This window comes from Enhygromyxa salina (assembly GCF_000737335.2).
Classification (GTDB): Bacteria; Myxococcota_A; Polyangia; order Nannocystales; family Nannocystaceae; genus Plesiocystis; species Plesiocystis salina_C.
The window spans coordinates 1-22263 of record NZ_JMCC02000069.1; the positions used below are offsets into that span (position 1 = coordinate 1).

Consider the following 22263-nt stretch of genomic DNA (forward strand, 5'->3'; position numbering starts at 1 on the left):
CCGGGCGGCTAAGCGATCGGAATCTATTAAGAATTCAAACTGATCGCCGCTCTAGCAGCCCGTGGTGCAATGCCTCGCACCGCCTCGCTTGGTCTTTCCGCCGAGCTCTTCGTCGCCGAAACTTGCAGTACGCCCGGTACAGCTGCGTTTCGGCTCCTCAATCTCGACGAAAATCCCGGCGCGAGGCGACGCGATGCATTGCACCACGGGCTGCTAGAAATTGGCGCCGTGTTTGTGCATCGGTTGGCCGACGAGGTCCACGGCAGGGAGGTACTCGAGTTCCAAAGCGAGGACGAAGACTGCATTGATATCGGACTCGAGGAGCTCGTTCGCACCTACCAAGCGGTGTTTGACCAGGTCGCGGCGAGCACCTGCGCGACCCTTGACGCGTTCATCGTCGAAGTCGAGGAATTGGGCTATTACCCCGAAGGTAGGGCGCCGTTCTCCGCTGAGATTGCGACCGCGCAGCTTGCTGCAGCGGTCGCCGAATTGGGCCGGGTGCATGGATCCGGCGGGTATTTTCTGAACAAGCTCTCGCAGTTTCTAGACCGCCACCTCCCGTGTTGCTCCGTCGTCCATGTGAGCCGGAGCTGGGGTTGGTAGCGGCGTTCAGCCGCCGCCGGGTCCGGGCGTATGCCCAACGTTGAACTCTAGGCCTCCCCCAGGACCCGACACCAGCCGGCAGTGGGCTCGTGCCCGCTCACTGGAAGGCGGATCAGCACGGCGTGCAAGCGCACGCCGCATCGCAGCCGGGCATGCTCTTGGGCGCCGAGGTTCCCTGACAAGAAGCACTGCAGGCTCCGGTGCCGCACTCGACCGAAGCGTCGTAGCAGATCTCATCCGTCGCGCCGCAGGTCAGCGAACACGAGCCCCCGCCACAGATCATCGTCAGCTTCTTGCACGCTTCGTCGCCGGAGTTGCAGGTGACCGAGCAGGCGTATTGGTCCGAACAGGTCACGTCGACATCCTTGCAAGCGGTCGCACCGTCGCAGACGACGGCGCACGCGAAGCCTGGGGGGCAGAGGATGTCGTCGCTGTCGCAGGCCTTGTCGCCGATGCAGTTGATCGCGCACACGTTGTCTTCGCAGGTCGAGCACGCGGGCGGGCAGGGGTCGCCGCCGGGGGCGACGGGGTCCTGACAGTCGCCGTCGCCATCGCCATCGCCGTCGCCATCGCCGTCGCCATCGCCATCGCCATCGCCGTCGCCATCGCCATCGCCGTCGCCGTTGCCGTCGCCATCGCCGGCTTCGCTGTCCGACCCGGAGCTCGTTGAATCTCCGCCGTCTGTGTTCGCCGCGATGGTTGGCGTCTCGTCCTGGAACAGCGGGTTGCGCTCGATGAGACAGGCCCCGAGCCCGAGCGACACCAACAGCGCGAGCAGCCGCATCGACATGGGACTCGATCGCCTCGATGCGCTACGGGCCGGCACCTCCGAACTCTACGGTGTGGGGGGCTGTGCCGGATCGACGACGCATAAATTTCACGCGTTCGGCTTCGTTTACACGCCCTCTGAAGGGTCGGTGAGGAAGATCACCGTTTTTCTCGTTCGCCGCGCAATCCCTTCACGGGGTTGCTTGCACTGCTCGATCGAGAGCCTCGCCATGCGAACCGTCAAAACCCTACTCCTCACCGCTTCCATGTTCTTGATCCCCGGGATCGCCAACGCGGCGATCTGTCAGGTCGATCCCGCGGGTGCCTTTGGCATGCCCTTCGCGACGATAGACGACGCGATCGCGCTCGGTGGCTGCGGTGCCGTGGGCTCGATCATCGAGGTCTACTGCCCCCTGGGCGGCTGCGTGCACCCAAGCGCGACGATCGCTGGCCTCAACGACATCACCGTGCTGTCGGCCGAGCTGTGGGGCAACGGCCCGGTGAGCTTCAATAATTCGTACTCACCCAACGCGCTGATGATCCACAACAGCACGCAGATCGTGGTCGAGGGGTTTGACCACTTCAACGCCAACGGACGCGCGATCGAGATCATCAACTCGGACGCGTTCGTCGTCGGCCACCCGGGGATTGGCCGCTACACCCGGACATCGGGGACGACTGGGGTGTACGTCGAGGGCGGCTCGAACGTGGATCTGCTCTACGTCGCCTTTGTCTGGAACAAGACCGGGCTCGAGCTGCAAGGCTTCGCTGGCCCGCTAGGCCCTCGCGTCAACGCGACGTCGATCGTGGCGCTCAACAACGACCGCGCGATCGTGAGCGATGGGGCGTCGGGTCCGGTGCTCGACATCCGAAGCGACTACGGCCTCGCCATGCACAACTACATCATGCGCAACGACGAGGGCATCATCGCCAAGGGCAACTCCAATGTGACGGTTGACCACACGCTGTTCGCCGGCAACCTGCGCCTGTTGCCGGGGGCACCGATCAGCCCCGCGCTGCTCGAGGTTGATGGCAACGCCGACATGACCGTGCGCAATGCGTTGATCTACGACAACGACGCAAAACCCAACCCCGGCGTCCAGCTGCCGTGGTCGGCCTGGAGCTCGCCAACGGCGTGCGGCGGCGGCCCGTGCACCAACACCAACGGGAAGATCCTTCAGCATCAGAGCGGCGGCGTGGTCAAGATCATCGCTAGCACGATCATCGATAATCAGACCGACTTGGTGTTCAACGTTGACGCTGCTGGCTCGGGTCAGCTGATCGTCGACCACACGATCCTGGCGCACAATTGGGGGAAGGTGTTCTCGATGAGCACGTGGTGGCCTGGGTGTCCGCCAGTACAAGGCATCGACTCGTTCTTCTGGGACAACCGCGTTGACGCCGACCCACTGGCCTGCATGCCGCCTGGGATGGGGACCTGGAATCCCGCGCCGATCTCGGGCGCGATGACGCCCGACCTCGTCCCCGGATTTCCGGGGATCCCCGCGCCATTCACGGATCTGTACTGGGTGACCTCGTTCGCGCCGACCTCCCCGTACCCGCTTCCTGGCGGCCTGTACCTTGGCCCGGCGTGGGGTGTGGATGGGGCCACGCCCGACAGCAACCCGCTCGACGTCGGTTATCACAATCCGCTGTGACAGCTCGGAAACTGCCCTCGCCCCAGCTGTTTTCAGCTCGGGCGAGGGTTTCTCGCCCGCTTGCGGACGCATTCGTAAACAGGTTCACCGTGGGGCAGCGGGCTGTTTTCAGCTCGGGCGAGGGCTTCTCGCCCGCTTGCGGACACATTCGTAAACGGGCTGACCGTGGGCAGCGAGCTGTTCGGACCGGCGCTGGCACTGCGAGGTAGGGTGTTCAACATGAAGTTCAATTACTACGGAGTTGCCGTTGCCCTCTCGCTGTTTGGGTGCGCGCTGCCTGACGATGACATCGACGCGGAGCTCGCGGTCGTTGGCCAACCGGGGAACCACGGGTCCGACCACGCCAGCGCCCACGACATTGATGGGAGCGGCGCGGAGCAGATCCCCGCGAGCGGCCCACCGCCGCCCCTGCTGGGGCAACCGGCGGTGACCTGTCCCGGCGCGCGGCTGATCGGCGTGCTCATGGGCCCCAACGAGGGCTGCGATCTCGGCGGGACGCTGCCGCCCAATTGGGACGGCTACCGAATGTTCGAGGAAGCCTCGCCCGGGGTCAAAGGCCTGACCGCGCCGGTCCCGAGCGAGCTCGCGCGCTACTGCGTGTTCGAGCGCGAGTCGCCGCCGATGAGCCCCGACGACTACATCGGGATGTTTCAGGCGATCGACCTGGCCCCAACGATGGCGCTGACCGAGGTCGCCGTCGACTGCATGGGAGAGTTCGCCCAGGCCGATCTCAACGACGCCGCGGTGGTGGGGGCCATGGAGCTCGCGTTCGACAAGAACGTCGATCGAGTCGTGGATCTGTTGGGCACCAGCTGGGCGCGCAAGGAGATCGACGTGACCCTGCTCGACACGGTCTCGCAGTCTGCGGTCAACCCCGCCAACGAGCACGCGTGGCAGCTTGGCGCGCTGATCGAACGGATCGCGTGTCCGGTGTTCGACCCTGGCTGCTCTGACGGAATTGGCTACGTGCTGGCGATGCCGCGCGAGACCTGGGTTGACGCGCCGGATTGGATCGACGGCGGCCATCACGGGACCCAAGGCGACATCGCGCTGGCGATCTACCAGGCCGTGGGCGAGTGGCGGGCGCGGCTCTCGAACCCGGGCGCGGCCAAGCGCTTGGTCCTCAACTTGAGCCTTGGCTGGGAGCGCGACGCCCCCGACGTGTTCAACGAGGGCCGCGGCGCGACCATGGCGTTGCTGTCCGCGCTCGAGTACGCCCGCTGCCAGGGCGCGCTGGTGTTTACCGCTGCCGGCAACAACCCCGATCCGTCCTGCCCCGAGCTCCACACCGGACCGCTCGCGCCAGCGGAGTTCGAGAAGTACCCGGCGCTCGACTCGTTCATGTGCGCGAGCAAGGGCTTTGGCGGCGGCGGCAGCGGGTTGCCGATCCACGGCGGGGTGAGCACCTATCGGCCGCTGGTCTACGCGGTCGGTGGCGTCGATGGCTTTGACGAGCCGCTGATCAACTCGCGCGAGGACGGCCAGCCGCGCCTGGTTGCGACCGGGGCCAACGGCGTGGCCGCTTCCAGCTCGTACAAGGCCCTGACCGGGACCTCTGTCGCGTCCGCTGTCGCTTCGGCGACGGCCGCGTTGATCTGGTCCTACGACCGAAACCTGACGCCTGACGACGTCGCCGCGCTGCTCTATGACACTGGCTGGGCGACCGGTCCGACCGCCGACTTCGCGCTGTCTGGGGTGCCGGCGGTGCGAAGGCTGTCGGTCTGCGCCGCGCTCGACCAGGCCTGCGCGAGCCACAGCCCCGCTTGGTGCCCGCACCTTGGTTGCAGCGCGCAGGCACCCGACGCCGACGGCGGACTCGGGCCATTCAGCGCCGAGGTGGACACGGTCCTGGCTTCCGCGACGATCGACGCGTTCGCGGGCTCGAGCGGCGCGGCGCCGGTTTGTTCGCCCAGCAATTGGTCCAACCTCGCCGACCCCCAGCCCGAGGTGCCCGTGTGCCCCTATTGCAACATCGACGTGCCCCCGGCGGCGGCGTCGACCGATCCCGACGATGTCTTGAGCATGTCGATCCACCCCGACTATGCGTCTTACACGATCTTGGATCTGACGATGACCCTCTACGACAGCACCAGGACCGAGACGACCTATAGTTTTGACTCTGCGGTGATCGCTAGCCTCAATAATGGGGGCACGGGGGTGACCACGGTGACCTTTGATGTTCCCGATACGATCGCGGCTTCGCTGGAGTTCGAGCTGCTCAGCCCGACGGGGGTCGTGTCCACCCAGCTGAACGGGATTGTCGTGAACTAGTACGCCATGCAGGAGGGCCTGCCTCCGTTCCTGACCAGCCTGCGCAACGACTGGGAGATCGAGGCGCTCGACGGCGGCCGGTGTCGGGTGGTTGGCGTGGCGCAGTTCGGAGTCGCGGCCGCCGGGGCGCCAAAGCAGCCTCAGATCGAGCAGCAGATGTCGCAGGCGCTCGAGGGGTTTGGGCTCGCGATTCAAACCACGCTCGAGGGCGAGCGCGAGCCCCGAACGGGCTCGTAGAGAGCGGCTCGGGGGACGCACGACCTGTACACGTCCGCCGAAGCCACCCCGAGGAGCGACGCGCCAGCGGCTGCAGTCGCCGAAGTCTGAGGTCCATGTAGGAATCAGAACGCACCGGTGCCGCGGACGAGCCAGTACAGCACCACGATGGGGCTGAGGTCGACCGCGACGCCAACGCGCAGGCCGTGCTCCGGCGCAGGGAGGCCCAGGTACTCGTGGCTGAACGTCAGCGACAAGATCCCGCTCAAGTAGGTCAGGACCGGGCCATGGCGAACGCCCAGGGCCGCGGTGCGGACGTCTTCGGTGATCGGGGTCGAGCCAAACACGAACGCGCCGCGATAGCTCGCGCCGATCGTCTCGCTAAAGTAGGCATTGTTCACATCCTGAAACAAGCCAAGCTCGAGGCCCAGCTCGCCAAGTTGGCGACGCCCGACCAAGCTGTCAAATCGGTAGCCGATCGCGGGTCGGACAGTGAACATGATCGGGCTTTCATCGTGGCTCTTCGAATGGAACGACACGCCCACGTCCACCAGCAGCGAAAAGCTGGGCCGCCGGGACTGACCCAGGCGAAACGCTGGGCCAAGATCGAGGCGAAGCGACGGCAGCGTAACCCCGTCATCCGAGTCATGATGGCGCCTCTCGACGGGCTCCGGCGCGGGCTCCAGCGGCGCGGAGGGTGGGGGCCTGCGCGGCCGGAAATCGGGCGGCAGGTCGACCGGATCGAGCGCAGGCGCCTCGGCATCCCGCTGCTCAGTGGGCTCACCGGGTGGTTGCTCTGCCAGCGCCGCTTGGGCTGGCGCGCCCACGCCAACCGCCACACCCAGCAGCCAGGGGCACAATCGGGTGAGGCCAGCCACGCACCGATTGTCGCATGACCGGCAGTTTGGCACGAGCGCAGGTCAGCAATGGTGATCACGGCTCGCGCTGCATGTCGACTTGCTTGAGCGCGGCGAGCTCCTCTTCGAGGGCGAGGATCCTGCCCGCAGCGAGCTTCGCTGCCGCCTGCGCGGCGTCGAGCTGGGCGCGCAGCTGCTCGCGCTCGCGCTCGAGGGTCGCGAGCTTGGCGTCGCGTTGCTCGACGCTGGCCTCGGCCTCGGCGAGGGCGTGCTCGAGGTCGCTGGTCTGGCGCTCGAGCTCGCGCAGCTCGAGGGTGAGCTCGAGCAGCGCCTCTTGGAGCGCGTCAGCCCGAAGGATCTTGCTCGCATGCGCTGCCGCGATCTTGCCCCACACGCTGTCGGCGTGGTCGAGCTCGAGCGTGCGCAGCTCGAGCTCCCCGCGCGCGCGCTCGATTCGAGGACCCTGCGCGAGCCAGCTCAGGGCTCGAAAGAAGCGGGCGTGGGCGACGGCCTCCCTGCGCTCGGGGTGGCCGTCGATGATCGAGGTAGCCAGCAGCACGACCTCGCCGTGGCGACCCGCCGTGTACAGCTGCTCGAGGGTTGGCTCGTCGGACGCGGGGGCTGTCGCCGGTTGCAGCGGCGCCTTGCAGGCCACCAACGCCAGTCCAAGGGCCAGCCCGAGCGCCAGCACCACCCGGGCGCCCGCGCTCATCGAGGCCCGCCTTCGATCGGCAGCGCGACGTGCAGCGCGGCCCCGCCCAGCGGGCTGTCTCCGACCGCGATCGTGCCTGCGTGGGCCTCGACGATCTCTCGGCACAGCGCGAGCCCCAGCCCGATGCCGCCGTCCGAGGATCGCCCCTGCCGGCGAAAGAACTTCTCGAACACGCGTCGACGATCGGCTTGCGGGATCCCTGGCCCCGAGTCGACCACGCTCAGCAGCGCGTGCTCGGGCAGATCGCTGCGCGGGTCGAGCTCGGCCGGGAGCGCGGCGGTCGGGCAGCGCCGCACCCAAACTTCGATCTGTCCGCCGGGCGGCGTGTACTTGAGCCCATTCTCGATCAGGTTCTGGATCACCTGAATCGTTCGATCGCGGTCGCAAGCCAGCGTGATCGAGGGCTCGACCGACTGCACGCGAACGCCGATCGAGCGCTCGCTGGCCCAGGCCTCGAGCTCGTGCGCGGCCACGCTAGCCAGCTGCACGAGGTCGTGCTCGCTGAAGTCATAGCGAATGCCGGTCCGCAACCGATGCAGATCGAGCAGCTCGGAGATCATCGCCGACAGGCGCTGGGCCGCCTGGGTGTTGAGCGCGAGCATGGTCCGCTGCTTGCTGGTCAGCGGCCCCGGGACCTCGTCGAGCAACAGCAAGTTGGTCTCGAGCATGGCGACGATCGGTGTGCGCAGCTCGTGTGAGACGCTGGCGATGAAGTCAGCCTTGATCTGCTCGAGCTGCTCGAGGTTCTTGACCATGCGATTGAACGCCCGCGCCGCGAGGCCAAGCTCATCGTCGCCGCTGGCGTCGAGCTGGACCGAGAACTCACCTTGCGACACCGCGCGGGTCCCCACGATGAATTGGTCCAGGCGCGCGCGCAGCGAGTGAACCGCCAGTGTGATCAGCACCAGGCTCAGCATGATCGCCAGGGCCGGGACCCACACCGCGGTGACGCCGGTCTGCTCGCGCAGGGTTTGAGCCACGGACGCCTCGAGGCCAGCGCGCTCGCGGGCGCTGCGTTGGACCTCGCGGGCGAGCTCGACCAGGGCCGCGGGCGCGTCCTGGGCCGCCGACGTGGGCCCCCTCGCCAGAAAGCTCGACCACGCGGCCTGCAGGCGCTCGAGCGCGAGCCGCTCGGACTCAGAGAGATCCGCGCTGGCGAGCCGGTCGAGCTCAGCGTCAACGCTGACCGCGACCTCGTCAATTTTATGTGCATAGCCCGGGTCCGAGCTAATCGCGTATTTGTTGCGGTACTCGCCAAGCCGCTCGAGTCGCGTGATGACCTCGGCGCCGACCCGCGCGTCGACCAAGCGCCGGGTCGTGAGCCGCTCATTGCTACGCGCGAGCTCATGAAGCCGGTCAACGCTGAACGCAACGACCCCAAGCAGCGGCAGCACGGCCAGCGCCACGCTGATCCCAAACCGGGTCGAGAGTCTCACGTCGCTGAGCCCTCCCCCTCGAATGTCTTGAGCTTGTTGCGGATGGTCTTGACGTCGAGCCCAAGCCGCCGCGCGGCCTCGGCCTTGTTGTTGCCTGTTGTCTTGAGGGTCTCGAGGATCACGATGCGCTCGGCGTCGGCCGCGGTCACGCCATGCGGCAGCACGATCCCCCGCGGCAGCTCGGCGCGAAGCTCGATCCCCACGCCGTCCAAGTCGAGCTCTGCCGCGCTGATCATCCCTCGATGGGCGCGGGTAAAGGCCCGCTCGATCACGTTGCGAAGCTCGCGAATGTTGCCAGGCCAGTCGTGACCGTGCAGGACCGCGAGCGCGCCTGGCTCGATCCTTGGCGCCGGGGCTGCGTAGCGCTGGGCGCAATCTCGAACGAAGTGGGCGACGAGCGCGGGCAGATCCTCCCTGCGCTCGCGCAGCGGCGGCACGTCGATCCGCAGCACGTCGAGGCGATAGAGCAGATCTTGACGCATCCGGCCGTTCTCGACGGCGGCCGCGGGGTCGCGGTTGGTCGCCGCGATCAGGCGCACGTCACAGCGTGTCTGCGCGCGGGCGCCGACCCGGCGAATGTTGCCATCCTCGAGCACGCGCAGCAGCTTGGCTTGCAGGGCCAGCGGCATCTCGGTGATCTCGTCGAGGAACAGGGTGCCGCCATCTGCGTGCTCGAACAGGCCCATTCGCGCGCTCGTGGCTCCGGTGAAGGCCCCCCGCTCGACCCCAAACAGTTCACCTTCGGCGAGCGCCTCGGGGATCGCCGCGGCGTTGACCGGGACAAACGGCCCAGGCGCCCGCGCGCCGCTGAGCCGATGCAGGCTGCGCGCGACCAGCTCTTTGCCCGATCCGCTCTCACCCACGATCAGCACGGGTGCGTCACTCGACGCCGCCGCCCGCACCCGCGCTTGCATGCGCAGCAGCGCGTCGCTGGCCCCGACCATGCCATCTAGCGCAGGCGCCGGCGCCTCGAACTCCGTCGTTTGGGCTTGGGCTTGGGCTTGGGTTGGGGCTTGGCTGCTCGCGCGCAGCCGATCCTCGATCTCCGCAATGAAGCGATGCAGCGCGACATAGTCGAGCGGCTTGGTCAAGAAGTCGGCCGCGCCACCCTTGATCGCCTGCACGGCCATGTCGATCGTCCCATACGCGGTGATCATCAGGATCGTCCGCTCGCGGGCTTCGCCGCGCAAGTGCTCGAGCAGCGCGAGCCCGGTGGCGTCGGGTAGCACCAGATCCGAGATGACGAGGTGCGGGTCAAAGCTCCCGGTCAGAACCCGCGCCGCTTGCACGGACTCGGCGGTGCGCACGGGAAACCCCCAACGCTCGATTCGCGCCTGAAGGACCTCGCGCATCGCGGGTTCGTCGTCGACCACGAGCACGCGACACAGGCGCCTCGGCATGTGTGCCTCCGTCAAATCGGGCGGAGCATACGGGGCCTTGGCGCTTCGTCCAATGCCCATGTTCGAGTCTCGAGTTGGTCGCAGGTGAACACGGTAATAATTCCCGGGTTCAGCGAGCGCCCGAATCACCCGGCCGGGACGAATGCCCGGTTGCGTACGCCGCAAGCGCGACGCCGGTCCCGCTGAATTGATCAACTGCTTGAAATTGCACGGGCATTCAGCTCGGTACATGCATTGCTCGAGGGCGGGCCCAATGTCGCCTCGCTCGCCTATCCCTCACGACTTCCAGCTTGTCACTCGGGCTCATCCATCAAAACATGCCAGCGTCTGTGCCAAGACCGCGACCGCGCGAGTGGGGCGATTGGCGCCGATCCTCGCAATTGTGCTGAGCGGTCAAACGGCGCTCTTGTGGCTTGGGTTCAACGCCGTGGCTGGCGCGCAGACCTGGCCGCTGCTGCTGGTATTCGGTCAGGTCACAGCGATCGCGGCCACCGCCGTGCTGCTGTGGCGGGTGTTGCTCGTGGCCCGCTACCGCCCGACAGCGAGTGTCGCCGACGCGCAGCTGCCGACCGTGACCGTGCTGGTGCCGGCGTACAACGAGGGCGCGCAGGTCCGCGGCTCGCTGGTCTCGCTGGTGTGTAGCGACTATCCCCGCGACAAACTGCAGATCATCGCAATCGACGACGGCAGCCGCGACGACACCTGGACGTGGATGAAGCGCGCCGCCGCCCAGCTCGGCCAGCAGATCGAGCTGGTCCATTGTCCCGTCAATCGCGGCAAGCGGCACGCGCTCTATGAAGGGTTCCTGCGCGCGCGCGGCGAGGTGATCGTGACGGTCGACAGCGACTCCGAGGTCCTGTCTGACACCCTGCGCAACCTGGTCAGCCCGCTGGTCGTCGATCCCCGGATCGGGGCGGTCGCCGGCAATGTCCGGGTGCTCAACCGCGACGCCGGGGCGATCGCCCGCATGCTCGACGTCAGCTTCAACCATGCGTTTGAATTCATGCGCGCCAGCGAGAGCCAGGTCGCCGCCGTGATGTGCTGCCCGGGGGCGCTCTCGGCCTATCGCCGGGTGTTGATCGACGAATTCCGCGAGCAGTGGATTACCCAGACCTTCCTTGGCGCACCTGCGGCGATCGGTGAGGACCGATCCATGACGAATCACGTGCTGCGCCGCGGTCACCACGTGCGGTTTCAGGCCAACGCGATCGTGCTGACCGAGGTGCCAACCACCACCGGGCAGCTGGCGCGCATGCTGCTGCGTTGGGCTCGCAGCAACGTGCGTGAGAGCCTGGTGATGACGGGCTTCGCGCTTCGAAGGTTTCGTCAGGGCAGCCAGGTGGGGCCCCGCTTGAACCTGGGCTTGTCGCTGATCCGCACGATCGGCGGGGGGCTGGCCGTCATTCCGACGGTGGTGATGATCTTGCTTGCACCCATCGCTATCCCGTGGATGCTGGGCGCCGCCCTGATCGCGGGGCTGCTGCCAGCGGCGGTCTACGCCATGACGCGATCGCGGCGTGGCGCGGTCTGGGCGTTTGGGTACGCGCTCTATTCGTTGCTGTGCCTGTCGTGGATCACCGCGTTCGCGCTGATCACCGCGCACCGCTCGGGCTGGCTCACGCGCCAGCGCCCCAGCTCACCCGCCGCCGAGGTCAACCCGGCTGCACCAACCGCCGCGCTCTCGTGAATAGCATGGCGACCTCCATACAATTGCCGTCGCTGACCGTCGCCGTCGTTGGGCTTGGATACGTTGGGCTGCCGCTCGCGCTCGCGCTCGGGCGGCATGGTCCGGTCATTGGGTTCGACATCGACGCGGGGCGGATCGCCGCTTACCGTGAGGCCCGCGACCCCAGCCGAGAGCTCGGCGCGGAATCGTTCGCCGACACAGCGGTCGAGTTCACGTCCGAGCCGGCCCGTCTGCGCGCGGCGCAGATCGTGATCATCGCGGTCCCGACCCCCCTCGACGACACCCGGCGCCCGGATCTGTCGGTGCTGATCGCCGCCACGGAGCTGGTCGGCGCCCACATGCGGCCCGGCAGCGTGATCGTGTTCGAGTCCACGGTCTACCCCGGCGCGACCGAGGACGTGTGCGCCCCGGCGCTGGCGCGGGCCTCGGGGTTGGTGTCTGGCGTGGACTTCAAGCTCGCCTATTCACCCGAGCGCATCAACCCGGGCGACCTCGCGCACTCGCTCGAGTCGGTGGTCAAGGTCGTCGCCGCGCAGGACGCCGAGACCCTGGAGATCGTCGACGCCATGTATCGCAAGGTCGTCGCCGCCGGGACCCATCGGGCCCCCAGCATTCGCGTCGCCGAGGCGGCCAAGGTGCTCGAGAACACCCAGCGCGATCTCAACATTGCGCTGATGAACGAGCTCGCGCTGATCTTCGCGCGGGCCGGGATCGAGACCCACGCGGTGATCGACGCAGCCGCGAGCAAGTGGAATTTCGCCGACTATCGCCCGGGCTTGGTCGGTGGACACTGCATTGGCGTGGACCCCTACTATTTGACCCACATGGCCGAGAAGCTGGGCTATCACCCCGATGTGATCCTCGCCGGTCGCCGGGTCAACGACTCGATGGGTCACTTCATTGGTCAGATCACCGTGAAACAGTTGATCGCCGCGGGCAAGAACGTCGCCCAGGCTCGGGTCGTGTTGCTGGGCGTGACCTTCAAACCCGACGTGTCGGATCTTCGCAATAGTCGGGTCCGCGAGGTCGCCCGGGAATTGGCCGATCACGGGGTCGAGGTGATCTTGTGTGATCCGCTGGCCGATCCGGCCGAGGTCGAGCGCGAGTATGGACTTGGCCTGACCCCGCTGGCCCAGGTTCGCAACGTCGACGGGATCGTGGCGACGGTGGGGCATCGTCAGCACCGCAGCTTGGCGCTGAGCGGCTTGCGGGAGCTGTGTCGGGCCAATCCCACGCTTGTCGACGTGCAGGCGATCTATCCCCGGGCCGACGCCGAGCAGGCTGGGTTCTCGTACTGGCGGCTGTGATTGAAGCCGAGGCGAAAGCCAAGTTGGGGCTCAGGGGGGCGTGCCGTCGATGTGCGCTTGCACGAACTCGTAGGCGCCCGCACCGATCTCGTCGCCCAATTCGAAGCTGGCGAGGATCGCGTCTTCGAAGTGCACGCCGCCCCACAGCCGCGAGTACCCGCAGCGGGTGGCGAAGTCGGTGAAGGTCGGAAAGTGCAGGTTCAGGTCGGCCGCGGGCGTGATAGCAGGCTCGACGATCGAGCTGCCGGCCGGGATCGGCACGGTCCAGCCAAGATCGTCGGTGCCAAGGAACAGGCGCGAGGCCTGTGCATGCGCGGCGCAGAAGGCGGCAGAGGCCGACGGGTACTCAGGGTGGTCGGCGACGTCGAGGTACGAGCGCCACTCGTTGGCTGGCAGGTCGTTGACGGTGCCCTGGCCAGGGCCGCCCCACGCCGTGATCTCGTCGTCACCATAGATGTGCCGGATTGCGGTGAATGGCCGCACGGCGTCGTACTGGGTCTTCTCCTGCCACACCACGATGCCCACGTCGAACGCAGCGAGGTTGGTCAAGAAGTCGTAGTGAACGAAGTCGAGCAGGCTGTGGCCCGACGACAGCGACACGAACAGGGCCGAGAAGCCGAGGCTTCGGATCTTGTCCTCAAACAGCTCGGCGGTGACCTTTTGCTCGTCGGTGAGGTTCGCCGACACCTCGAGCACCTCGTCGGCCTGAGCCCGGTATTTCTTCTTGGCGTGCGAACCCTTCTTCAGGCTCTTGTCGGGGAGCGGCACGCCAAAGTCCTGCGGGTCGTCGTAGCTGTACGGCAGCGTGAGGGCGTACTGCGGCGTGACGAAGTGCTGGGCGCGGGTGATGCCGTAGCGGCTGGTCACAATGGCCGGCTGCCAGCGGCGCTCGTCCTTGATCTCGAATCTCGTGTTTCTAGGCTCGTAGCCCGTGTAGTCGGCGTAGGGGATCGGGTTGTACTCGCGGCCGCCTTCGAACCCGAGCTGGTTGAAGCCGTCATTCTCGCGCACCGCGAGGAGGGCGGCGGCAGCGGCGTTACCGATGCCGATTGGATCGGTGGTGCTCTCGTGGTCGTCGTGTGGATCGAGACCCAGGCTGACCATGAGCGCGTCCCAGTCCGCGGCGTGCTGTGGCGCGAGGCTGTTGAGCGTTCGGTATGAGGCGTAGAGGATCGCGATGTTCATGTTCGCGTGGGTCGTTGACTCGCTCGCTGGGCGCCGCCCGAGGTTTGAGTACACGCCGACCGCCGTGGGGTGGTATGGCGCGGTCGCGTCAAACCACGCGTTGCTGAGCATCGTGGTGAAGCGCAGGACGATCGTGGCGTCGCCGGGCGCGACGCTGCCAGCGATCACGGGCAGCACGGCAGGGATGACGATCTCGATCGGCGCGTTGCCAGTGTCAAAGTCGAAGTCGGCCCCCATCGTCTGTGTGGGCAGCTGCGCCTGCAGACCCGGGACGTTTGCTGGCAACAGCGTCGTGCACTCCTGGTCGTTGACGCCCTCGTCGCTCGCTGCGACCCGCGTCGCCGCGGGATCGAGCGTGGGATCGCACGCGGCGGTCGCGAGCGCGCCGAGCAGGAGGAGTGAGGAGCTGGTCGAGAATCTCGTGCTCTGCATTGCCTTCTCCGGATCAGAAATGCGACCGTAGCGCCAAATTTTAGCTCGGCAATGAGGAGCGTCTCGAGAGCGGTTCAACTCCTGAAGATGGCGCCATGATCAGAATTTGATCGGCAGCGCCGCTCCCGATCTCGGGGTCACAGATAGTTGTGACATTGGAGGCTTCGCTGGCATGGCGGTGCCGCTGGTTGCGACCAAGTAGGCCCAGCCGCCGCGCGGTCAGGGCGACCACCGCGGCGTGCGTGCAACATATGCGGCCGCGGGCGCCCGCGCTCAGGTGGGTCAAAGCGTCACACCATGAAATGACACACAGCAACTGGCGGCCGCTCCAATACACTAGAACGGGGTTTTTACGCTGGACCACACATTGCAGTCGAGTCCGCTGATGTCCAAAACAATCATCGCAACCTACGAAGATGTTCACGGTGCGAACCGTGCGGTCGAGCGCCTGTTCGAGGAGGGCTTCACAAACGAAGAGATCAGCATGCTGCTCTCGGATGCCACGAAGGACAAACACCTGGCGATCGAGACCAACACCAAGGCCCCAGAGGGCGTCGCCACGGGCGCGGCGGTCGGTGGCACCCTTGGTGCGATCGCGGCCGGCCTCACGGCGGTGGCCAGCATCGTGATTCCGGGTCTTGGCCTCGTTGTGGCGGGGCCGCTGCTGGCGGCACTCGCCGGCCTGGGTGCCGGCGGCGCGGTTGGCGGCTTGGTCGGTGGCCTCGTGGGTCTTGGCATCAGCGAGAACGAAGCGAAGGTCGTGGAGGAGGCCATCAAGAACGGCAATGTCGTGATCGCGGTGAGCCACGACGACCGCGACCGGATCAAGGTTGCCCGCGCCGTGTTCGAGTCGACCTCGGCGCTCAACACGGCCGCCGCGTAGTCACTCTAGACCCGTGATCGTGGGTCACGCTCGCCTCGTTCTTGGGCCGTTGTGCGGTAAACGGGGCGAGCGCCTGCCACTCCTGGGAACCGCGTGGATCGCATGGAAACCGTCTTCTTCTCTAGCTGGACATCCATTGCGCGTATTGCCCTGTCGGCGGCGGTGCTGTACCTGCTGATCATCTGTTTGGTGCGCATTAGTGGAAAACGCTCGACATCGCAACTCAATAACTTTGACTGGATCGTGACAGTGGCCATGGGGTCCATCGTGGGATCCGGCATCATGCTCGAGGATGTGGCGATCGCGGACGCCGCCGTGGCTATCTCGCTGCTCTTGTTCATGCAATGGGTGCTGACCAAGTTGATCTACCACTTTCGGATAGCGAGCCAAGTTGTCAAGGCGGAGCCGACCATGCTCGTCGAGCGTGGGGAGTACATCGAAGCGGCGATGCGACGCGAACGGATCACCAAGGACGAGGTCCGCGCTGCGATCCGTCAAAGTGGACAAGCGAGCGTCGCCGACGCGCGGTGGGTGATCCTCGAGACCGACGGAAGCCTGGCGGTGATCCCCATGAGCAAGGAGCACTCCTCTGAATCGGCGATCGATGTACTCTAGTCCCGAATCGACCGCTGCGCGCTCGACTCGGGCCTACTATGTCTTCAAGGGGGCTTTCAAAAAGCCCCCTCGCTTCGGCGGCGGAGCCCCCTTCGCTCACCCCAAACGCTCGCCTCTCAGCTCGTACTGGCCCCAAATCATTCACCTTTTCCAATTCAGCGCTTGATTTGGGTCTACTGGCAAGCCGCGCGGGCGACCTCGGCCTCGGCCTCGGCTTGGCTCTCGCCAAGATCGCGCATGCGCTGATCCACGCCCAGACACGCAACCGTCGCGGCCCGCAGCCGCTCGACCAGAACCGCAGGATCACTGCTGAGCTGGCTGATGTCCCAGATCCTCGCGCTCCCGTCGACCGAAGCCGAGACCATCCAGCGCGCGTCTGGACTGAGCGCCAGCCCGGTGACCGGTTGCGTGTGTCCCGAGAGCTCGATCGTCGAAGCGTCGCGGCCAAGCGTCCACAGCCGCAAGGTGTTGTCGTCGGCGTGGGAGACCACGTGGGTCGAGTCGATGAACATTGCCCCCCACAGCGCTTGCGAGTGGCCGCGCAAGGTTGCGAGCGGGGCCCCGGTGTGGGCGTCCCAGATCCGCGCGGTGCCGTCGGCCGACGCGGTCACGACTTGGGTTCCAGCAGGATCGAACGCGACCGCGTGCAGCTTCTTGGTGTGGCCGCGCAACACGAGCGCGTGGGTTGGATCGTCGTCGGGCCAGATTCGGGCGCTGTGATCGTCGGACGCGGTAGCGAGCTGATCGTCGCCCGGATCGGGGCTGCGCGCGAAGCTTCGGATCGCCCCCTCGTGGCCCGTGAGGACCGCCTGGACGGCGCCGGTTCGGGCGTCCCAGACCCGCAGCGTGGCGTCGGCGGAGGCCGTGAACACGCGGGCCCCGAGCTCGCCAAACTCGACCTGCAGGACGGCGTCGTCGTGACCGCGCAGCTCGAGCAGCAGCGCGCCGGTCTGGGCGTCCCAGATTCGCGTCACGCCGTCGGAGCCCGCCGACGCGAGCCGGTCGCCGGTCGGCGAGAACGCGAGATCCCTGACGGCCGATTCGTGCTCGTCGAGGCGCAGTTGATTGCCCGACGCGAGCTCCCAGATCAGCACGGCGCCGTCGCTGTGGCCGGTTGCGACGCGCTCGCCGTCTGGGCTGAACACGGCGACGTTGAGCGGTTGATCGCCCCGCAACACGCCGAGCTCGGAGCCGGTTCGGGCGTCCCACAGCCGGGCCGTGGCGTCGCTCGAGGCCGTCAACACGCGGGTGCCTTGGCGATCGATCGCTACCCGCTGCAGCGGGGCCTTGTGGGCTGCGAGCGGGATCTCGAGCGGCGCGCGCTCGAGGTCGAAGGTGCGCACGTCGGTGTCCCAGGAGCCGGTCGCCAGCCATCGCCCCGAGCTCGAGATCGCGAGCCGAAGCAGCGGCTCGCGGTGACCGATCAGGACCCGCGCCGGCCCGCGACCGTCGGCGCTCGAGACCCGCGCGGTGCCGTCGAACGAGGTTGTGATCAGGTGGTTGTTGTCGGGGGTGAAGGCCAGCGCCCAGACCCCGCCCGTGTGGCCCTCAATCGAGACCGCGAGCTCGGGCGCGCTGGGTGTCACGACCCTCACGCTGCCGTTGACGTCGGCCGATGCGAAGCGCGAGCCAGACGTGGCGATCGCCGTGATCGCGGCGCCGTGATCGGTGATAGCGGCGCCGTGATCGGTGATAGCGGCGCCGTGATCGGTGACAAAGCCCGGCTCGCCCGCGTCGGCGTGGAGTCGGTAGCCGCGGACGGTGCCATCGTCGGAGCCCGTCACGACCCAGTCCTCGCCGACAAACTGGGCATGAAAGACCGGGCGCGTGTGGCCTTCGAGCAGCGCGAGCGGGGCCCCGTCTTCGACCCGCCACAGCCGCGCCGTGTTGTCGCTCGACGCCGTGAGCACGCGGGCTCCGGTCGGGTCGAAGCTCACCGCCTGAACCGCCTTGGTGTGGCCACCCAGGACGGTCGTGACCCGGGTGTCGAGCTCGATCAGCCGCGCGCTGTTGTCGCGAGAGCTCGTTGCCAGCACGCGCCCGCTTGGGTCGAAGCGCGCGGCCGTGACCCCGGCGGCGTGACGGGTGAGGAGCTGCGGGTTGGGGTTGGCGGTGGCGGTGGTCGGCCACGCGCGGACCGTGCCGTCCTCCGAGGCCGAGACCAGCAGCTGACCGGTGGGGTCGAGGACCAGGCTGGTCACGGTCCCTTCATGGGCGAACAACAGCTCGCCGCGCCCGCTGGCCCCCGTCGCGTTGGAGAATTCCCAGCGCCAGACCTCGCCGTCGGCGGCGGCCGAGTACAGCGCGTCCTCGCCCGGCGCAAACGCGAGCGCGAAGATCGTGTCGTCGTGGCCGGTCAGCAGCGCGTGACTCAGCGGGCGGCCAAGGGTCAGGTTCGCGGCAGAGATCCAGGCGGGATCGGTCCGCCCGCTGTCGCCAATTTCTTTCAGCAAGGTGGCCGCGATCGTGGGGTCGCTGTGATCGGTGATGCCGATCTTCGCCCGGTAGCTGCGATACACGCTCATCTTGGTCGCGGCCCGGGCTCGCTCGGCGTCGTCGGTTGCCTGGCCCAGGCCGCGGGCCCGCTCGATGTCCAAGAGCTGCTCGGTCAGCGCGTTCCAGTAGCGTTGCCGGGCGTTGTGTTGCAGCTCGCTGGCGGCCAGCCACGCGAGCGCACCAAGCAGCAAGACCGTCGCGGTTGTGATCGCTCGGGCTCGGACTCGGCGGCGGCGCTGGGCGATCGGATCGAGGGCGAGCGCCGACAGCAGAGCGGGCATGCTCGGCCAGCGGGCGTCGGGGTCCGGCGCCAACCCACGCTCGACGACCGCTCGCAACCACGGTGGGACCTTGGCTGTATCGTGGCCTGGCGCGTCGATGTTGCCGGTGGAGACGGCCTCGGCGAGCCGCGCGAGGTTGGCACCAGCGAAGGGGCGGCGCCCGTACAGCCCCTCCCACAGCGCGACACAAAAGCTGAACTGGTCGGTGCGCGCGTCGCTGACCTTGCCCTCGAATTGTTCGGGCGCCATGTAGGCCGGCGTGCCAAGCAGCGCGCCGGTCTTGGTCAGCGGCGTGCGCAGGGGATCGACGACGCCTGCGAGGTCTGCGTTGGGGTTCGCGTCTGGGTTCGCGTTGGGGTTCGCGTCTGGGTCGGGCTTGGGCAGCTCGCGCATGCCGTAGGCGAGACCAAAGTCGGCGACACGCACCCGCCCGTCGTCGCCGACGAGGACATTGTCGGGCTTGAAGTCACGGTGCACGAGCCCGGCCGCGTGGGCCGCCGCGAGCCCCTCGCCGGCCGGCATGAACACCGCCAAGATCTCAGCCCACGTGCGCGAGGTCTGGCCGAGGTAGTCCCGCAGGTTGTGGCCCTTGACGTACTCCATCGCGACGAACAGCTCGTCGTCGACGCTGCCGACCTCGTAGACCGTGACGACGTTGGGGTGCGAGAGCCTCGCCATGGCTTGGGCCTCGCGCTGCAGTCGGGTCTGCGCCTCTGGGTTGGTGCTGCGGCTTCGCAGCAGCTTGATCGCCACCCGCCGATCCAGCTGATCGTCGTAGGCGAGGTAGACCATGCCCATCCCGCCCGCGCCGAGCTCACGCAGGACGGTGTAGCGCTGCAGCATGGTCGGCGCGGGGGGCTTGCCAAAGATCGCGCTGGCGATCAGCTGCTTTTGCCGCCGCGTCTCGAATCCGGCTTGGTGCTGGCCCGCACGCAGCAACCCTGGCGCGGCGCGATCGTCCTCGTCGTCGCGCTCGTCATGGTCGCTGTCGTGTTCGGTCGTCGTCATCAGCGCTCGAGCTGGGCACGCAGCCCGCGAGCCCAGCTCTCGAGACCCGAGATCGTTCGGGTCAGCACCTGCTCCGAGCTGGCCGAAGCGGCGAGCTCGACCTCTAGCAGCTGACGCGCGCGTCGCAGCCGGGTCTTGGCTGTTCCGATTGGCAGGTCCAGGACCTCGGCGCAAGCCTTGGCGGTCATGTCTTCCCAGTAGTGCAGCTCGAGGATCACCTGATACTCGAGGGGGATCCGCCGCAGCGCCGCGAGCAGCAGCAGCTCTTCTTCGTGGGCGGCGACGATCGAGCTGGCCTTGGGATCGAGATCCGCGACCGAGCTCAGCTCGAAGTCGAGGCGCTCGCGGTCGTTGGCGCGCTCGCTGTAGAATCGATAGAGCTGGCGGTAGGCGATGCCGAACAAGAAGCTGCGAAAGCTGGCCGCCTCGCGCAGCTTGGGCGCCGACTCGACGCAGGCCAGGAAGGTGCGCTGACACAGCTCGGGCCAGTCGTCGCTGGCCTTGTTGCGAAAGAACCTGGCGACCGCCTCGTAGTGCCGCTCGAACAGGCGCTCGCCCGCGCCGGCGTCGCCTGCAGCCCAGGCGAGGAACAGCTCGGGATCGCTCGACATCGCTGGGCATTGTACGCGCCGGCCCCGGCGGTGTGCGAGCCCGACCCGTGGGTGGCGGGCGCCGCTCAGCGACCGAGCCTGCGCGCGAGCTGGTCTTCGTAGAGCGAGGCAGGCTCGAGGGTCGCGCCTTCGTCCTCGCCCTCGACCCAATCGACCGGCTCCGTGTGCAGCGAGCTCAGCAAGGTGGCCTCCGCCAATTCACGGTACACCGCCAAGCCCATTGTACCGATCACGTAGCCCCACCCATATTGAAAGCTGCGGATCTCACCGCGCCCGCGCAGGTTCCAGAACACGTTCTGGGTCGCGCTGTGTCCGGCGCCGCTGCTGTACCCGAGCCGGTTCGCGCCCTGCCAACCATCGTGAACCACGCTGTCGTCGACGAGGTTAGCGAGCGCGAGAGAGTGATGATACTCGCTCAGCCCCAGCGTGCTGATGGTCTCGTTGGCGCTGACGTAGGCGACCCCGCCCTCCGAGTGGGTCCGCAGCCACACGCAGCCAGTGGTCCCAAAGTCCCAGTTCTGGATGAAGTTGTGGCGGCCTTCGTGGGCCTGGCAGTCGCGGGTCAGGATCTCGTTGCCGCGCGAGATCTCGAACAGGTAGCCGTTGCCGCCGCCGCCGCGGTTCTGCGGGCGCGCCATGACCGAGTCGGCGACCGTCACCCGCTTGGCGTCGCGCACCAAGATCCCGCCGGAGCTCAAGTGTCGGGCACGATCGTCGCTGGAGTTTGGCGACTCGAAGCTGTGGACCCGGCGGACCCAGCCATCGGCCACGCCGATCAGCGCGAGCGCGTGGCTGCGATCGTTTTGCCACGCGGCGTCCCAGTCACCGACCGTCGACACCGACAGATCCTCGACGCCGACCTCGCGCAGGTAGCCGGTCTCGATCCGCAAGCTGGCCGCGTCGCGGAGCAACGCCGGGTAGCGCAGCGGCACGTCCAAGCTCACGCGGCAGCCCTCGTCGCCGCACTCGATCGCAACGACCTCGCGCCGAAAGAAGGTCCGCCACTGGCCGTTGAAGCTGACCCAGGTGTCGGTCATCTGGTGGTCTTCCACGAAGTCGTCGGTGATCACCCAGCCAAGCGCGACGTCGTCACCGACGCTCAAATTATCGGCGGCGGCGACCCAGACCTCGGTGTCCAAGGTCTGCGCGTCGGTGGTCAGCGCGAGCTCGTCAGCGTGGCTGACCACGCCGCGGACCGTGAGGTGATCGACGTCGGTGATGCCCTGATCGCGGGTGAACCACACGAAGGTCTGATCAGGCCCGGCGCCGCGAATCACCACGCCGCTGGTCGTGAGCGTGAGCAGGCCGTCACACCGATACGAGCCAGCGGGCACCAGGACCACGCCGCCGCCGGCCTGGCTGACGGCGTTGATCGTCGCTTGGATCGCGGCGGTGCTGTCTGCGGCGCCGCTTGGATCGGCCCCGTCCTCGAGCACTGATCGCTCGACGCCCGCGATCGCGTTGGGGATCGGGGCTTCACCGTTGTGGTAGCCGGCCCACGAGAAGTCGTGGAGGAACCGGCCGGCCTCGTCGGTGAAGCCGGGGATCCAGTCTTCGGGGTACAGCGAGCTGCGCCAGGTCTCGGGTTCGTCGGTGTCGGTGTCGGTGCCGGTCGTCTCGGTCTCGGCGCCGGTGTCTGTCTCGGTGCCAGTGCCGGCGGTCTCGGCCTCGTCGCCCGTGCTCGAGCCGGACTCGCTCGTGGTCGTCGCGGATCCGTCGCTGGCCGCCTCGGTCCCGGGGGAGTCCGCCCGGCAGCCGAGCGTGAGCAGCGTGAGCGAAGCGATGGCGAGCCGGCGCATGGCCGGAGTCTACTCGTCGCCCTGATGGTCGGCGGTGA

At 67.4% G+C, this 22263-nt stretch carries 17 protein-coding genes; 8 read left to right on the plus strand and 9 right to left on the minus strand.

Annotated elements, in window-relative coordinates:
- Positions 1-69 precede the first annotated feature (69 nt).
- Entirely contained in the window at positions 70-603 is a 534-nt protein-coding gene (locus tag DB30_RS24720) for a hypothetical protein (protein WP_146660466.1), read from the plus strand.
- Between the two features lie 112 nt (positions 604-715).
- Here DB30_RS24720 and DB30_RS41650 read toward each other — a convergent pair whose 3' ends face one another.
- Complete coding sequence (locus tag DB30_RS41650) at positions 716-1393, minus strand: hypothetical protein (RefSeq protein WP_052553247.1); 678 nt, start codon at positions 1391-1393, stop codon at positions 716-718.
- Between the two features lie 208 nt (positions 1394-1601).
- On the opposite strand from DB30_RS41650, the gene DB30_RS24730 reads away from it, so the two are divergent.
- The 3 genes from DB30_RS24730 (at position 1602) to DB30_RS24740 (ending at position 5537) form a co-directional block, all read left to right on the plus strand.
- Positions 1602-3029 carry a hypothetical protein gene (locus DB30_RS24730; RefSeq protein ID WP_146660467.1) on the plus strand — a complete coding sequence of 476 codons (1428 nt, stop codon included), beginning with the start codon at positions 1602-1604 and terminating at the stop codon, positions 3027-3029.
- A gap of 219 nt (positions 3030-3248) precedes the next feature.
- Complete coding sequence (locus DB30_RS24735; RefSeq protein ID WP_146660468.1) at positions 3249-5300, plus strand: S8/S53 family peptidase; 2052 nt, start codon at positions 3249-3251, stop codon at positions 5298-5300.
- A 6-nt stretch (positions 5301-5306) separates the two neighbouring features.
- Positions 5307-5537 (plus strand): SRPBCC family protein, encoded by a 231-nt coding sequence (locus tag DB30_RS24740; RefSeq protein WP_052553253.1) that lies wholly within the window; start codon positions 5307-5309, stop codon positions 5535-5537.
- A 104-nt stretch (positions 5538-5641) separates the two neighbouring features.
- Here DB30_RS24740 and DB30_RS24745 read toward each other — a convergent pair whose 3' ends face one another.
- Genes DB30_RS24745 through DB30_RS24760 form a run of 4 tightly spaced genes read right to left on the minus strand, consistent with a single transcriptional unit; the run spans position 5642 to position 9921 of the window.
- Entirely contained in the window at positions 5642-6394 is a 753-nt protein-coding gene (locus DB30_RS24745) for a hypothetical protein (protein ID WP_052553256.1), read from the minus strand.
- Positions 6395-6449: 55 nt separating this feature from the next.
- Entirely contained in the window at positions 6450-7085 is a 636-nt protein-coding gene (locus tag DB30_RS24750) for a hypothetical protein (protein WP_052553259.1), read from the minus strand.
- Positions 7082-8521, minus strand: coding sequence for a HAMP domain-containing sensor histidine kinase (locus tag DB30_RS24755; protein WP_052553261.1), 1440 nt, complete (start codon positions 8519-8521; stop codon positions 7082-7084). The genes DB30_RS24750 and DB30_RS24755 overlap by 4 nt, the downstream gene beginning before the upstream one ends.
- Positions 8518-9921, minus strand: a complete 1404-nt coding sequence (locus DB30_RS24760) for a sigma-54-dependent transcriptional regulator (protein WP_052553264.1) — start codon at positions 9919-9921, stop codon at positions 8518-8520. Before DB30_RS24760 ends, DB30_RS24755 begins: the two co-directional genes overlap by 4 nt.
- 382 nt (positions 9922-10303) lie before the next feature.
- On the opposite strand from DB30_RS24760, the gene DB30_RS24765 reads away from it, so the two are divergent.
- Complete coding sequence (locus tag DB30_RS24765) at positions 10304-11608, plus strand: glycosyltransferase family 2 protein (RefSeq protein ID WP_165703930.1); 1305 nt, start codon at positions 10304-10306, stop codon at positions 11606-11608.
- Positions 11609-11613: 5 nt separating this feature from the next.
- The gene (locus DB30_RS24770) at positions 11614-12915 is read left to right on the plus strand and encodes a nucleotide sugar dehydrogenase (RefSeq protein WP_052553267.1); all 1302 of its coding nucleotides are present in this window, start codon (positions 11614-11616) and stop codon (positions 12913-12915) included.
- 30 nt (positions 12916-12945) lie between these two features.
- Here the strand turns inward: DB30_RS24770 and DB30_RS24775 are convergent, their stop codons facing one another.
- Positions 12946-14532, minus strand: a complete 1587-nt coding sequence (locus tag DB30_RS24775; RefSeq protein WP_052553269.1) for a vanadium-dependent haloperoxidase — start codon at positions 14530-14532, stop codon at positions 12946-12948.
- A gap of 385 nt (positions 14533-14917) precedes the next feature.
- On the opposite strand from DB30_RS24775, the gene DB30_RS24780 reads away from it, so the two are divergent.
- Positions 14918-15415 carry a hypothetical protein gene (locus tag DB30_RS24780; RefSeq protein WP_052553271.1) on the plus strand — a complete coding sequence of 166 codons (498 nt, stop codon included), beginning with the start codon at positions 14918-14920 and terminating at the stop codon, positions 15413-15415.
- A gap of 102 nt (positions 15416-15517) precedes the next feature.
- A complete protein-coding gene (locus DB30_RS24785; protein ID WP_052553273.1) occupies positions 15518-16030 on the plus strand; it encodes a DUF421 domain-containing protein in 513 nt (170 codons plus the stop codon).
- Positions 16031-16203: 173 nt separating this feature from the next.
- Here DB30_RS24785 and DB30_RS24790 read toward each other — a convergent pair whose 3' ends face one another.
- The 3 genes from DB30_RS24790 to DB30_RS24800 all read right to left on the minus strand — a co-directional run bounded on the left by DB30_RS24790 (position 16204) and on the right by DB30_RS24800 (position 22225).
- Positions 16204-19815, minus strand: coding sequence for a WD40 repeat domain-containing serine/threonine protein kinase (locus DB30_RS24790; RefSeq protein WP_052553276.1), 3612 nt, complete (start codon positions 19813-19815; stop codon positions 16204-16206).
- Positions 19815-20426 (minus strand): RNA polymerase sigma factor, encoded by a 612-nt coding sequence (locus DB30_RS24795; RefSeq protein WP_052553278.1) that lies wholly within the window; start codon positions 20424-20426, stop codon positions 19815-19817. Before DB30_RS24795 ends, DB30_RS24790 begins: the two co-directional genes overlap by 1 nt.
- 65 nt (positions 20427-20491) lie before the next feature.
- Positions 20492-22225: a glycosyl hydrolase family 28-related protein gene (locus DB30_RS24800; RefSeq protein WP_052553280.1), complete on the minus strand. Its 1734-nt coding sequence runs from the start codon at positions 22223-22225 to the stop codon at positions 20492-20494.
- Positions 22226-22263 lie beyond the last annotated feature (38 nt).